At 69.2% G+C, this 14,146-nt stretch carries 12 protein-coding genes; 5 read left to right on the forward strand and 7 right to left on the reverse strand.

Annotated elements, in window-relative coordinates; all coding sequences use genetic code 11:
- Positions 1 to 166: 166 nt before the first annotated feature.
- Positions 167 to 475: a hypothetical protein gene (locus GGR66_RS04780; RefSeq protein WP_184447394.1), complete on the forward strand. Its 309-nt coding sequence runs from the start codon at positions 167 to 169 to the stop codon at positions 473 to 475.
- 585 nt (positions 476 to 1,060) lie between these two features.
- Here the strand turns inward: GGR66_RS04780 and GGR66_RS04785 are convergent.
- From GGR66_RS04785 to tsaD, 7 genes are all read right to left on the reverse strand, one after another.
- A complete protein-coding gene (locus GGR66_RS04785; protein WP_184447395.1) occupies positions 1,061 to 2,206 on the reverse strand; it encodes a PQQ-dependent sugar dehydrogenase in 1,146 nt (381 codons plus the stop codon).
- Between the two features lie 182 nt (positions 2,207 to 2,388).
- Positions 2,389 to 4,563: a glycoside hydrolase family 3 N-terminal domain-containing protein gene (locus GGR66_RS04790; protein WP_184447396.1), complete on the reverse strand. Its 2,175-nt coding sequence runs from the start codon at positions 4,561 to 4,563 to the stop codon at positions 2,389 to 2,391.
- Between the two features lie 255 nt (positions 4,564 to 4,818).
- Positions 4,819 to 5,760 carry an alpha-E domain-containing protein gene (locus GGR66_RS04795; protein WP_160968786.1) on the reverse strand — a complete coding sequence of 314 codons (942 nt, stop codon included), beginning with the start codon at positions 5,758 to 5,760 and terminating at the stop codon, positions 4,819 to 4,821.
- Entirely contained in the window at positions 5,760 to 7,208 is a 1,449-nt protein-coding gene (locus GGR66_RS04800; RefSeq protein WP_184447397.1) for a circularly permuted type 2 ATP-grasp protein, read from the reverse strand. The genes GGR66_RS04795 and GGR66_RS04800 overlap by 1 nt, the downstream gene beginning before the upstream one ends.
- Before the next feature lie 79 nt (positions 7,209 to 7,287).
- On the reverse strand, positions 7,288 to 8,490 hold the full coding sequence (locus GGR66_RS04805) for a mechanosensitive ion channel domain-containing protein (protein ID WP_255421596.1): 1,203 nt from the start codon (positions 8,488 to 8,490) through the stop codon (positions 7,288 to 7,290).
- 113 nt (positions 8,491 to 8,603) lie between these two features.
- On the reverse strand, positions 8,604 to 8,957 hold the full coding sequence (gene folB, locus GGR66_RS04810) for a dihydroneopterin aldolase (RefSeq protein WP_160968792.1): 354 nt from the start codon (positions 8,955 to 8,957) through the stop codon (positions 8,604 to 8,606).
- Between the two features lie 71 nt (positions 8,958 to 9,028).
- Positions 9,029 to 10,114, reverse strand: a complete 1,086-nt coding sequence (gene tsaD, locus GGR66_RS04815) for a tRNA (adenosine(37)-N6)-threonylcarbamoyltransferase complex transferase subunit TsaD (protein ID WP_184447399.1) — start codon at positions 10,112 to 10,114, stop codon at positions 9,029 to 9,031.
- 122 nt (positions 10,115 to 10,236) lie between these two features.
- Here tsaD and rpsU point away from each other — a divergent pair, with 122 nt between their 5' ends.
- The 4 genes from rpsU to dnaG all read left to right on the forward strand — a co-directional run bounded on the left by rpsU (position 10,237) and on the right by dnaG (position 14,015).
- On the forward strand, positions 10,237 to 10,452 hold the full coding sequence (rpsU, locus tag GGR66_RS04820) for a 30S ribosomal protein S21 (protein ID WP_003465342.1): 216 nt from the start codon (positions 10,237 to 10,239) through the stop codon (positions 10,450 to 10,452).
- 248 nt (positions 10,453 to 10,700) lie between these two features.
- Positions 10,701 to 11,147 (forward strand): GatB/YqeY domain-containing protein, encoded by a 447-nt coding sequence (locus GGR66_RS04825; RefSeq protein WP_160968795.1) that lies wholly within the window; start codon positions 10,701 to 10,703, stop codon positions 11,145 to 11,147.
- A 141-nt stretch (positions 11,148 to 11,288) separates the two neighbouring features.
- Complete coding sequence (locus tag GGR66_RS04830) at positions 11,289 to 12,203, forward strand: YihY/virulence factor BrkB family protein (protein ID WP_160968796.1); 915 nt, start codon at positions 11,289 to 11,291, stop codon at positions 12,201 to 12,203.
- A gap of 69 nt (positions 12,204 to 12,272) precedes the next feature.
- On the forward strand, positions 12,273 to 14,015 hold the full coding sequence (gene dnaG, locus GGR66_RS04835) for a DNA primase (protein WP_184447400.1): 1,743 nt from the start codon (positions 12,273 to 12,275) through the stop codon (positions 14,013 to 14,015).
- Positions 14,016 to 14,146 lie beyond the last annotated feature (131 nt).

Below are 14,146 nucleotides of genomic sequence, written 5' to 3' on the forward strand. Positions count from 1 at the left end.
GCTTTGCCGGAAGAGAGGGAGGTAGCGGCGGATCGTAAGCCACCGGGCGCGCCGGCGCAGCCTGCCAGAAGGCATGAATGTTTCATATCGCGATCACGCCGCGCAGGGACCGGATTAACGGCCGCCTGGCTAGCGTGGAGCGCATTCACAGCAACGGAGACCCACGATGAGCGTTCCGTATCAGATTCCCGGCCGCGCGCCCAACGACGAGGATCGCAGCACTATCTCGCAGTACTGGCGCGATCGCTTCGCCGACGAGCCCTACTACAGCGAAGGCGAGCGATTCGAAGACTACGAGCCCGCCTACCACGCCGGCCACGAGGCGCGCATCCGCGACTTCAACCGCGCCTACGAACAGGTGGAAGCGGAACTGCACCGCGACTGGGACCAGAACAAGGGCTCGCAGACGCTGAGCTGGAGCAAGGCCCGCCACGCGGTGCGGCGCGCCTGGGAGCGCGCTGGCAACGGAGAATGACGCCGGCTTTCCGCGTTATCCGATGACCGCAGGAAAAACAGCGTAGGAGCGGCTTCAGCTGCGACCGGCAGGTGGCATCGACCATCAGACCGTCGCGGCTGAAGCCGCTCCTACGACGCTGTCGTGGATGCAATGCCTGCATCCGGGAATGTGGCGACGAATTGCGGCCTAGCTTGAGTTGCTCCGGCTTGTCAGCACATCGGCGGCGCGGAGCACGTGGTCCGCAAAAAAAGGCGGGCGGCCTCTAACACAGGCGCGCAATTATCAGAACTTGCAGGAGCGGCTTTAGCCGCGACAGGCCTTCCCGAGAAAACCTGCCGCGGCTAAAGCCGCTCCTACGACGCATGGGCGTCGCGTTTTTGGGCGTCGCGTTTTTGTTGCACTCGCGCACCCGGTCTCTCGTAAATGACTGCCGGAACAGAGGGCCGTCGGCCGCACCATTGCCTGCGAGAGATCGAACAACCGTGTTGCTTTCTGGGTGACGTTGCACGCCCACCCACACCGCATGGGATCGCACCATCGTCAACGCGCACAAATGCTGCTCGCCAGGCAGCGACGCAACCGCCGCTGCCTGGCGCGTGCGTCTCAACTCTCCAGCGGCTGCAACTTCAGCAAGCGTCCACCAGCGCCATCCTCGAGCAGCCACAGCGCACCATCCGGCCCCTGCTCCACTTCGCGGATGCGCTGGCCCATGTCGTAGCGCGCCGCCTCGCGTGCGGTCTCGCCGTTGAACTCGATCCGGACCAGCGACTGCGAGGACAGCCCGCCGATGAAGCCGTTGCCGCGCCATTGCGGGAAGCGGCTGCCGTTGTAGATGACGAAGCCGGCCGGCGAGATCACCGGCGTCCAACTCACCTTGGGCGCGGCGAATTCCGGGCGCGTGCTGTGATCGGGGATCGGGCGGCCGTCGTAATGGTCGCCATTGGACACGAGCGGGTAGCCGTAGTTGGCGCCGCGCTGGATCAGATTGAGTTCGTCGCCGCCAGCCGGACCCATTTCGTGCTCCCACAACCGGCCATTGGCGTCGAAGGCCAGGCCGAGCACATTGCGGTGGCCGAGCGACCAGACCTGCGCGGCGACGCCGCCGCGGTTGGCGAACGGGTTGTCGGCCGGCACGCTGCCGTCGTCGTTGAGGCGCACGATCTTGCCCAGGTTGCCGCTCATGTCCTGCGCCGGATCGAACTTCTGCCGCTCGCTGGAGCTGATCCACAGCTTGCCGTCGGGGCCGAACGCCAGCCGGTGGCCGAAGTGGCCGTTGCCGGACACCTTGGGCTGCTGCCGCCAGATCACCTGCTGCTGCGACAGGGTGCCGCCGCCGCTGGTGTCCAACGTCAGCTTGGCGCGCATCACCGCCGCGCCGCGGGTGTCGCCGCTGCCGGGTTCGGCGTAGCTCAGGTAGACCCAGCCGTTCTTGGCGAAGCCCGGATGCGGCAGCACATCGCCCAGGCCGCCCTGGCCGCCATAGGCCACCGCCGGGACGCCGCTGATCGTGCCAGTGTGGCCGCTGGCCGGGTCGATGCGCTTGAGCGTGCCGCCCTTCTCGCTGACCAAGGCGGTGCCGTCGGGCAGGAAGCTCATCGCCCACGGTTCGTTGAAAGTAGCGACCGGTGTCGCCGAGAACGGCCAGTCGCCGCGCCGCTCGGCCGCTTTGTCGGCGGGTGCGGCGTGTGCCGCCGAGATCGCCAGGCCCATGGCCAGCGCGCAAGCCAAACCCAGGGGAGTACGTTGCATGACGTGCACCTATCGGTTGGGGTCGAATCCCGAACCTAGCAGACGCCGCGTGCACGGCAAGCATGCCGCGGCCAGGGCGTGGCCGCGGTCACGTCACGGCGACGGGTCCGGTAGACACGTCGCGTATTCACGTCCATCGACGCGGCGGCGGCAGGACTTGCCGCACTCCCGCGCCGCGGCGCTCAGGCCTGCGGCAGCAGCTCGAACGCGACCGGCTCGCCGCTGGCCGCCGACGCGCACACCCACAGGTCGAACAGGCCCGGCTCGGCCGCGCACTGCCCGTCGCGGCCGGTGAAGGCCAGCGCGTGGCGGTCGAGAGTGAAGCTGACCTCCATGCCCTCGCCTGCCGCCAGCCGCACCTTGCGGAACGCCTTCAACTCGCGCACCGGGCGCACCCGGCTGGCGACGCGATCGTGGATGTACAGCTGCACCACTTCCTCGCCCTCGCGCTCGCCGACGTTGTCGATGCGGGTGGTCACGGTCAGGGTATCGTCCCAGCCGACCTGGGTGCGGTCGAGCTGCGGCGCGCCGTAGGCGAACTGCGTATAGCCGATGCCATGGCCGAACGGATACAGCGGCGCGTTCGGCACCTCGCGCCAGCGCGACTTGAACTCGCTCATCGTCGGCAGTTCCGGCCGGCCGGTGCGCGGGTGGTTGTAGAAGTACGGCTGCTGCCCGGCGTCGAGCGGGAAACTCACCGGCAGGCGCGCGGACGGGTTGTAGTCGCCGAACAGCACGTCGGCCACCGCCGGGCCGGTCTGCGTGCCCAGGTACCAGGTCACCGCGATCGCCGCGGCGTCGCGCACCGCGCCCTGCAGCGCCAGCGCGCGGCCGTTGCGCAGCAGCACCACCAGCGGCGTGCCGGTGGCGGCGACCGCCTCGGCCAGCGCCTGCTGCGCCGGCGGCAGCACGATCTGCGTGCGCGACTGCGCCTCGCCGCTGTAGCGCTGCGGCTCGCCCAGGGCCAGCACCACCACGTCGGCGGCGCGCGCGGCGGCAACGGCCGCCTCGATGCCGCCGTCCAGCGGCGCTTCCAGCGCGCAGCCGGGCACCACGGTCAACGCCTGCGCGTCGTCCAGCGCGGCGCGCACGCCGGCTTCCAGGGTCACGTAGCGGCTCTTGTCGCCGAACAGGGTCCAGCAGCCCTCGATGTTGTCGCGGTCCTGCACGAACGGGCCGATCAGCGCGATCTTCTGCCCCTGCTTGCGCAGCGGCAGCACCGGGCCGTCGTTCTTCAGCAGCACGATCGAGCGCCGTGCCGCCTCGCGCGCCAGCGCATCGTGCGCGGCGATATGCGACTGGTCGGCCTCGCGCGCCGGATCCAGCGAGCGGTACGGATCGTCGAGCAGGCCGATCGCCTCCTTCAGTTCCAGCACGCGGCGCACCGACGCATCCAGCAGCGCCATCGGCACCTCGCCATCCTCGACCAGCGATGGCAGGTGCGCGGCGTAGAAGCCGCTCTGCATGCTCATGTCCATGCCGGCCAGGAACGCCTTCTTGGTCGCGTCGCGCTCGTCGGCGGCATAGCCGTGCGCGATCAGCTCCATGTCGGCGGTGTAGTCCGAGACCACCACCCCGCGGAACTTCCATTCGCCGCGCAGGATCTCGGTCAGCAGTTCGTGGTTGGCGCTGGCCGGCACGCCGTTGATGTCGTTGAAGGAGGTCATCACGCTCAGCGCGCCAGCCTCGAAGGCGGCCTTGAACGGCGGCAGGTGCACGTCGCGCAGGGTCTGCGGGGAGATGTCGACGCTGGCGTATTCCATGCCGGCGGCGACCGCGCCGTAGGCCGCGAAGTGCTTGGGCGTGGCCAGCAGCGCATCGTCGGCGCGCAGGTCCGGCCCGTGGAAGCCGCGCACCCGTGCGGCGGCAAAGGCGCAGCCCAGCACCACGTCCTCGCCGGCGCCCTCGGCACCGCGCCCCCAACGCTGGTCGCGGGCGATATCCACCGCCGGCGCGTAGGTCCAATGGATGCCGGCGGCGGTGGCCTCGATCGCGGTGGCGCGCGCGGTGCGCTCGGCCAGGTCCGGCTCGAAGCTGGCGGACTCGCCCAGCGGGATCGGGAACACCGTGCGCATGCCGTGGATCACGTCCGCGGCCAGGATCACGGGAATGCCCATACGGCTCTCCAGCGCTGCGCGCTGGATCATGCGGCCGGACTCGGCGCCGCCGCCATTGAACAGCGAGCCGACCAGACCGGACCGCACCTGCTGCAGCACCTCGTCGGCATTGCGGACATTGGCTTCCGGATTCACGTCGGGGGCGAACGGGCGCACCATGTCGGCGAAAACGCCGAGTTGGCCGACCTTCTCCTCGACGGTCATGCGGGCGATGAGCGATTCGATACGATCCGAAGCCATGGGGTCCTTTGAGAAAACGTTTACATAGCCGCCAATTCTAGCTCTGCGGCCAGTCGATGGGGCAAGTTCCGGCACAGGAATCGCCTATTCATAAAACTGTCTACCGGCCGGGTCCGGCGCGGCCGCCGCGTACCATACGCCTACGCACGTGCACCGCCTAGGGAAGGCGATGGTGGGCTAGGCATAGAAAGGCCCCGGCTGGCAAGGGCCACGCCGGGCCGCCGGCCTCAGGCCCGGCGGCGCCCCCCGGGCGCCTCAGGAGCTGAAGTAAGCCTCGGCGATGGCGTTGTGCAGGTGGCCGAGGTGGGTCTGGATCTCGTCCATGAACCCGGCCGGGTTGTGCTGCGCCAGGTAGGCGGGGTCGGCATTGCGCACCAGCCCGCTGATGCGCATCAGCGCGCGCTCCACCGGCGGCCGCGGCGGCATGGTCGGCAGGATGTGCTGGGCGCGGACCAGGCAGAACTGCACGCTGCGCGGGAAGTCGTTGTTCTGCAGCAGGAAACGCAGCGCCTGCTCGCCGGTGACGCGCTGCCGCACGTGCCGGCGGTACATCTGGTAGGCGGCCTGCGCGCGCAGCACGCTCATCCACTGCATCGCCTGGTAGGCCTCGCGGTCGTCCGCCTTGCGCGGGGTGATCAGGCCCGAGGCGCCGGCATCGATGATGCGCGTGGTCATGTCGGCCTGCTCGATCGCCGTGCCCAGGCGCAGGAACTGGAAGCCGATGTCGCGGCTGACGTTGGCGGTCAGCAGCCCGGACACCTTCAGGCAGGCGTCGGTGACGTGGCCCAGGAACTCCATGCGGTAACGGCGGCCGACGCTGCGCTCGCCGTTGGCGTCGATGTACAGATGCAGGTCGTTGACCGCCTCCCAGATCTCCTGCGGCAGGGTGTCGCGGATGCCGCGCAGCAGTTCGCGCGCGTGCTGCACCGAGGTGCGCAGCGAGGACGGATTGCGTTCGTCCAGCAGCAGGAAGCGCACCACGTCGGCGTCGCCGACGTCATCGCCGGCGTTGGGGAACCACAGCGCGAAGATCTCGCCGGCGCCGACCGTGTCGATCATCGGCCGCCAGGCGAAGCGCACCGAGCGCGGCAGGTCCAGCTGCAGCAGGCTGCCCACGCCGACCAGCCGCGCGGTGGTCTCGGCGCGGCGCACGTAGCGGCTGAACCAGTAGAGGTTGTCGGCAACGCGCGAGAGCATCAGTCCAGTTCCTCGTCCAGGTCCACCACCCAGGTGTCCTTGGCGCCGCCGCCCTGCGAGGAATTGACCACCAGCGAGCCCTCCTCCATCGCCACCCGGGTCAGCCCGCCGGTGGTGACGTAGACGTCGTCGCGGGACAGGATGAACGGGCGCAGGTCCAGGTGCCGCGGCGCCGGCCCGGCGTCGGTCACGATCGGCGCGGTGGACAGGCCCAGGGTCGGCTGCGCCATGTAGTTGCGCGGGTCGGCCAGGATCAGCTTGCGGAACTGCTCGCGCTGGCGCGTGGTCGAGCGCGGGCCGATCAGCATGCCGTAGCCGCCGGACTCGTTGGCCGGCTTCACCACCAGCTCGTCCAGATGCTCGAGCACGTACTGGCGGTCCTTGTCGTCATGGCACAGGTAGCTGGGCACGTTGGGCAGGATCGGCTCCTCGTCCAGGTAGTAGCGGATCATCTTCGGCACATAGGCGAACACCACCTTGTCGTCGGCCACGCCGGCGCCCGGCGCATTGGCCAGCGCCACCTTGCCGGCGCGCCAGCTGCGGATCAGCCCGGCCACGCCCAGCACCGAGTCGGCGCGGAACGCCTCCGGATCCAGGAACAGGTCGTCGACCCGGCGGTAGATCACGTCGACCCGGCGCGGCCCGTACACGGTGCGCATGTAGGTGCAATCGTCGTCGGCCACGAACAGGTCGTCGCCCTCGACCAGCTCGATGCCCATCGCCTGCGCCAGGTAGGCGTGTTCGAAATAGGCGCTGTTGAAGATGCCCGGAGTCAGCAGCGCGATCACCGGCTGGTCGCCCGGACGCGGCGACAGCGCCGCCAGGGTGTCGTACAGCTGCGCCGGGTAGTCGTCCACCGGCAGGATCGCGCTGGTCTCGAACAGTTCCGGGAACACCCGCTTGGCGACCATGCGGTTCTCGAGCATGTACGACACGCCGCTGGGGATGCGCAGGTTGTCCTCCAGCGCGTACAGGGTGCCGTCGGCGTCGCGCACCAGGTCCGAGCCGCACACGTGCGCCCACACCCCCAGCGCCGGCGTGATGCCCACGCACTGCGGGCGGAAGTTCACCGAGTGCTCCAGCAGCATCGCCGGGAACACCTTGTCCTTGACGATGCGCTGGGCGCCGTAGATGTCGCCGATGAACAGGTTGAGCGCGCGCATGCGCTGCTTCAGCCCGGCCTCGGTGCGCTGCCATTCGTGCAGCGGGATCACCCGCGGGATCAGGTCGAACGGCAGCGTGCGGTCGACGTTGCGGCCGTCGGAGTAGACGGTGAAGGTGATGCCCATGACCCGCGCGGCGACGTCGGCGGCGAGCTGGCGCTCGGACAATTCGCGTCCACTGAGGCTGGACAGGTACTCGATGACCCGGCGCGCAGCCGGACGTGGCCGCCCACCGGACTGGATCAGCTCGTCGAAGGTGGCCGTGCGGTACTTGCTCCAGTCCATCGCGCCCCTTGTTGCTGCGGGCCGGCGGCGAGAAGCGCCGGCATGTTGTCCCGCAACATGCCCGCAGACGTGACGGCCGTCAAGCGGACGGCGGCGGCACGGCGTCCGGGGCGCGGCGGATGCGTGCGCTGTCCATGAACATGGCGTCGCTGGAGGCCTGGAACACGCGCAGGTCGAAGTTGGGCAGGATCGCCAGCAGGTGATCGAACAGGTCCGCCTGGATCTGCTCGTACATCGCCCAGCGGGTGTCGTTGGCGAAGCAGTACAGCTCCAGCGGCAGGCCGTTGGCGCCGGGCTCCAGTTGCCGCACCAGCAGGGTCATGTCCTGGCGCACGTGCGGGCTGGCGCGCAGGTAGTGCTCGACGTAGGCGCGGAAGGTGCCGAGGTTGGTGATCCGGCGGCCGTTGATCGGCGCCACCCCACGCTCGGCCAGCGCCCCGTTCCAGGCGCCGATCTCGTCGCGCTTGCGGTCGATGTACTCGCGCAGCACGGTCAACTGCCGCATCTGCTCGATCTCGGCGGCGTCGAGGAAGCGCACGCTGTGCTGGTCCAGGTACAGCGCGCGCTTGATCCGGCGCCCACCGGACTCGCTCATCCCGCGCCAGTTCTTGAACGAGTCGCTGATCAGCTTCTTGGTCGGGATGGTGGTGATGGTCTTGTCCCAGTTCTGGACCTTGACCGTATGCAGCGCGATATCGATCACGTCGCCGTCGGCGTTCTGCTGCGGCATCTCGATCCAGTCACCGACACGGACCATGTCGTTGGAACTGATGGTGACGCTGGCCACCAGCGACAGCAGGGTGTCCTGGAACACCAGGATCAGCACCGCCATCATCGCGCCCACGCCCGACAGCAGGATCACCGGCGACTTGTCCACCAGCACCGACACCATCAGTACCGCCGCGACCACGCCGAGCACGATCTTGAGCAACTGCATGTAGCCCTTGATCGGCTTGTTGTGCGCATCCGGGCGCCGCTCGTAGACGTGGTTGAGCAGATCCAGCATGCGCGACACCGCCAGCGCCACGGTCAGCACGATGAAGGCGGCGCAGACGTTGCGCACCACGCTGACCATCACCGCCGGCAGGTGCGGCACCGCGCCGATGCCCAGCGACAGCACCAATGCCGGGATCACGTTGGCCAGACGCGGGATCACGCTCAGCTTCACTTCCTTGTCGCTGAGCACGGTGGCGCGCAGCGCCCGCCGCAGCCCGCGCAGCAGGATGCGCTTGGTCACCCAGTTGGCCAGCCACGCCGCCAGCAGCAGCGCCGCGATCACCATCGCGTCGTAGGCCCAGGGGTACGGCGCCAGCGTGTGCTGCAGGTGGGCGAAGAAGTTCGCGCCGGGCGCCGCCGTCGGCGCGGCGCTGGCGAACGGCGGCAACGCCTGCACCCTCATGCGCGGCTGCGCTCGATGATGACCCCCACCGCCTGTGCCCCGCGCACCGCGCCCGGCTTGCTCAGCTTCAGCCGCAGCCACTGCACGTCGAACTCGTCCAGCACCGCCGCCGCGCAACGCTCGGCCAGGGTCTCGACCAGGCCGTAGCCGGACTGCTCGACCAGTTGCACCAGGCGCTTGCTCACCGCCTTGTAGTTGAGCGTATCGGCGATGTCGTCGCTGGCCGCGGGCTTGCGGTTGTCGAAGCCCATTTCCAGATCGAAGCGCAGCGTCTGCCGGATCCGCCGCTCCCAATCGTAGATGCCGATCAGCGCGTCGATTTCCAGACCTTCGATGAAGACTTTATCCATTGGGGGCGGGGATTCGGGATTCGAGATTGGGGAATGGTAAGAGCAACGGCAAAAGCGGCGCGTGAGCCGCTTTACGAATCCCCAATCCCCACTCCCGAATCCCGCGCCGCCGCCGCAAGCGGCGGCAACGTCGCCATGTCCCAGCGCGGCGTCACCTGCACCGCGGATGCGGCGTCGTGCAGCCCGGCCTGCAGGCGCAGGGCGCCGGCGAAGGCGATCATCGCGCCGTTGTCGGTGCACAGCGCCGGGCGCGGGAAGCAGGCGCGGCCGCCGCGCGCCTGCGCCATCGCCTGCAGCTTGGCGCGCAGGCGCAGATTGGCGCCGACGCCGCCGGCCACCACGATGGTGTCGCTGCCGGCCGCCTCCAGCGCGCGCTCGCACTTGATCGCCAGCGTGTCCACCACCGCATCCTCGAAACCGCGGGCGATGTCGGCGCGCACCGCCTCGGACTGGTCGCTGTCGCGCCAGGCCAGCAGCACCTGGGTCTTGAGCCCGGAAAAGCTGAAGTCCAGGCCGGGCCGGTCGGTCATCGGCCGGGCGAAGCGGAACCGTCCCGGGGTGCCCTGGGTGGCCAGCGCCGCCAGTTGCGGGCCGCCTGGATACGGCAGCCCCATCAGCTTGGCGGTCTTGTCGAAGGCCTCGCCGGCCGCATCGTCCAGGGTCTCGCCGAGCAGGCGGTAGCGGCCGATGGCCTCCACCGCGATCAACTGGGTGTGGCCGCCGGACACCAGCAGCGCCACGAACGGCGGCGCCGGCACCCCGTGCACCGGGTCCGGATCCTCCATCAGCGGCGCCAGCAGGTGGCCTTCCATGTGGTGCACGCCGATCGCCGGCACCTCCAGCGCCCAGGCCAGGGCGCGGGCCACGCCGGCGCCGACCAGCAGCGCGCCGACCAGGCCCGGGCCGGCGGTGTAGGCCACCCCGTCCAGGTCGCGCACCTGCAGGCCGGCCTCGGCCAGGGTCTGGCGGATCAGCGGCAGCAGCTTGCGCACGTGGTCGCGGCTGGCCAGCTCCGGCACCACCCCGCCGTACTCGGCGTGCAGCGCGATCTGGCTATACAGTGCGTGCGCGCGCAACGCGGCCGCCCCGGAGCGGCTGGTGTCGTAGACGGCGACGCCGGTTTCGTCGCAACTGGATTCGATGCCGAGAACGTTCATACGCTGCATTGTGCGGCCGAATCGGCGGCAGGCCAAACGGGGTGCTTGCAGCCACGAAAACTGTCGCTATAATGTGCGGCTCGCCGGGCGTGACCCGGTCACCATTGTGTCCCGGAGATTCCATGCCCAGCGTTAAAGTCCGCGAGAACGAGCCCTTCGAGTTTGCGCTCCGTCGCTTCAAGCGCACCTGCGAAAAGGCCGGCGTGCTGGCCGAAACCCGCAAGCGCGAGTTCTACGAAAAGCCGACCCAGGAACGCAAGCGCAAGGCCGCTGCCGCGGTGAAGCGCCAGTTGCGTCGCACCTCGCGCGACGTCACCAAGCGCCAGCGTCTGTACTGAGGATCGCGGCCTGCGGTAGCGGGTGTGCCGGTTTCGGCATCCGCTACGGTAAGCCCACGAAGCCGGCACGCGCAAGCGTCGCCGGCTTTTTGTGCGTCTGCGGTTTTGACCAGGCGCTCCGCCCTGCGCGGGATCCCGGTCGCGCGCCTGTTCCCTCGGCGTCCGCCTGCCGCCTCGGCCACACGGCCTGCGCCAGCGCGCCTGCCTAGAATGCCCTTCCCCTTTTCTCTATCCCTGTGGAGCCCCTCATGACCCTCAAGCAGCAGCTCACCGACGACATGAAGGCCGCGATGAAGTCCGGCGACAAGCACAGCCTGGGCGTGATCCGGCTGATCAACGCCGCGATCAAGCAGAAGGAAGTGGACGAGCGCGTGGAAATGGACGACGCCGCGGTGATCGCGGTGATGGACAAGATGGTCAAGCAGCGCAAGGACTCGGTGAGCCAGTACGAGGCCGCCGGCCGCGACGACCTGGCCAAGGTGGAGCGCGAGGAGATCGTGGTGATCGAGCGCTACCTGCCGAGCAAGATGGGCGAAGCCGAGATCGTCGCCGCGATCCAGGCGGCCATCGCGCAGACCGGCGCCGCCAGCCCGGCCGACATGGGCAAGCTGATGGGCGTGCTCAAGCCGATGTTGGCCGGCAAGGCCGACATGGGCCAGGTGTCGGTGCTGGTCAAGCAGCAACTGGCAGGCTGACCGTACTGCCGGACTCGCGGACGGCGGGTTTCACCCGCCTTTCGACGCCGGGCTGCTACAACGCCCGGCAAGCCCGCGCACTCTTTCAGCGCGCAGTGCGGGACTGGCGTTGCGACGCCGCGCGCCGAAGGTCCCGCGCCCATGTCCCTGCCCCTGTCGTCCGATCGCCTGCACAAACATCTCGACCGCCTGCAGCAGAGCCTGCCGGCCGCGCTGGTGCGGCGCTTCGTCGAGATCGACGTGATGACCCAGGCGGCGTCGCTGTCGTTCTACGCGCTACTGTCGCTGGCGCCACTGCTGGTGCTGCTGCTGTGGCTCACCGCCTCGCTGTATCCGCAGGCGCAGGAAGCGCTGATCGCGCAGATCGGGCAACTGGCCGGCCACGGCGCGCGCGAAGTCGCGCAGACGGTGATCGACAACGCCAAGAACCAGCCCAACGTCGGCTCGCTGGCGGGCCTGTGGAGCACCCTGCTGCTGTTCGTCGGCGCCACCGCGGTGTTCGCGCAGCTGCAGAATGCGCTGAACCTGATCTTCCGCACCGACAAGCAGCGCCTGGACGGCATCCTGGCCTGGCTGAAGAAGCGCGTGTTCTCCTTCGGCGTGGTGCTGGGCCTGGGCTTCCTGCTGCTGATCTCGATGATCCTGACCACCGTGCTGCAGGTGGTGTTCGCGCGGATGCCGTCGCTGCTGCCGGCGGTCGGCTACATCTCGACCCTGGCGATCTACGTGTTGGCCTTCGCCGTGCTCTACCACTACCTGCCCGACCGCCGGGTGCAATGGCGCCAGGCGGTCATCGGCGGCGCCATCACCGCCTGCCTGTTCGTGGCCGGGCGCTACGCGATCGGCCTGTACATCGCCACCGCCGCGCCGGGCAGCGCCTACGGTTCGATGGGCGCGCTGGTGATCCTGCTGGTATGGATCTACTACGCCACCGTGGTGTTCTTCGTCGGCGCGCTGATCACCGCGGTGATCGACGAGCGCCTGCGCTCGCACAGCAAGCTCACCGCCGCCGGGATCGACCCGCGCAGCGCCGCGCAGGCGCCACCGACGCCCTGATCGCACGGCGCTGAACCGCGCAGGCCGCGCGCTCAGCGTGACGGCGCACGCGCGTGGCATCCTATGCGGATGGCCCGCATCCCCGACGCATTCATCGACGACCTGCTCGCCCGCACCGACATCGTCGAGGTGGTCGGCACGCGCGTGCCGCTGAAGCGCCAGGGCAAGGAATACGCGGCGCGCTGCCCGTTCCACGACGAGCGCTCGGCCTCGTTCACGGTGTCACCGACCAAGCAGTTCTACCACTGCTTCGGCTGCGGCGCGCACGGCACCGCGATCAGCTTCCTGATGAATTACGACCGCCTCGAATTCCTCGACGCGGTCGACGAACTGGCCAAGCGCGCCGGCATGGAAATCCCGCGCGACGCCCAGCAGCGCGGCGCCGCCCAGGCCGCCGGCGACGACCACCGCGACCTGTACTCCGCGCTGGAAGCGGCGGCCAAGTTCTTCCAGCGCCAGCTCGACGGCAGCGAGAAGGCGCGCGCCTACCTGGACGGCCGCGGCGTGGACGCCGAGAACCGCGCGCGCTTCCAGATCGGCTATGCCCCGGACGGCTACAGCGCGCTCAAGGACGCGCTGGGTACCGACGAGCGCCGGCTCAAGCTGCTGGACCGCGCCGGGCTGTTCTCCAAGAACGACCGCGGCCACGTCTACGACAAGTTCCGCGACCGGGTGATGTTCCCGATCTTCGACCGCCGAGGCCGGGTCATCGCCTTCGGCGGCCGCGTGCTCGACAAGGACGACGGCCCCAAGTACCTGAACTCGCCGGAGACCGCGCTGTTCCACAAGGGCCGCGAACTGTACGGCCTGTGGCAGGTGCGCCAGGCCAACCAGAAGATCGAGCGGCTGATCGTGGTCGAGGGCTACATGGACGTGGTCTCGCTGTTCCAGTTCGGCGTCACCCAGGCGGTGGCGACGCTGGGCACCGCCACTACGCCGGACCACGCCGAACTGCTGTTCCGCAACGCGCCGGACGTGTTCTTCTGCTTCGACGGCGACGCCGCCGGCCGCCGCGCTGGCTGGAAGGCGCTGGAATCGGTGCTGCCGCGGATGAAGGACGGGCGCCAGGCGTTCTTCCTGTTCCTGCCCGACGGCGAGGACCCGGACACCATCGTGCGCAAGGAAGGCGCCGCGGCCTTCGACGTGCGGCTGGCCCAGGCCACACCGCTGTCGCAGTTCTTCTTCGACGAACTCTCGCGCGAGATCAACCTCGGCACGCTCGACGGCAAGGCACGCCTGGCCGAACGCGCGCGGCCGATGCTGGCGCAGATTCCCGACGGCGCCTTCGGCGATCTGATGCGCCAGCGCCTGGCCGAACTCACCGGCATCGGCGCCGCCGCACCGGCGGCCGCCACGGCCGCGGCAAGCAGGCCACCGCCGCGCGCGCCGCGCCCGGCGCACAAGCGCAGCCTGGTCCGGGAGGCGATCGTGCGCCTGCTGCAGGCGCCGTCGCTGGCGCTGGACCTGCCGCCGCCCTACCCGTTCGCCGGCCTGCGCCTGCCCGGCATCGAGCTGATGATCGAACTGCTGCAGATCGTGCATGCGCGTCCGGAAATCACCACCGGCGCGCTGCTCGAACACTTCCACGAACGCGAGGAACTGGCCGCGCTGCAGAAGCTGGCGGTGCAGGAGATCGCCGGCGAGACCGCCAGCTGGCGCCAGGAGCTGCACGATGTGGTCGTGCAGTTGGAAAAGCAGACATTGCAGCAGCGCCTGGAGGAACTGACCGCCAAGCAGCGCGCGCAGGGACTGGACGAGACCGACAAATACGAACAGCGCGAACTGCTCAAAGTGCTCGCGTCGTTGCGCTGAGTCCGGCGGGAGACCCGTTGTACCCCCATCCGGGTGCTGCCGGGCCTCCGTCGACGATGGCGATCGCACCTGGCGATCGCCATCATCCTCCAAGCATGCAGCACGCCTTTGCGTTGCTTGCGCGGTGCGGT

Origin of the sequence: Xanthomonas sp. 3498, from assembly GCF_014199795.1 — a bacterium.
Taxonomy (GTDB): Bacteria; Pseudomonadota; Gammaproteobacteria; order Xanthomonadales; family Xanthomonadaceae; genus Xanthomonas_A; species Xanthomonas_A rydalmerensis.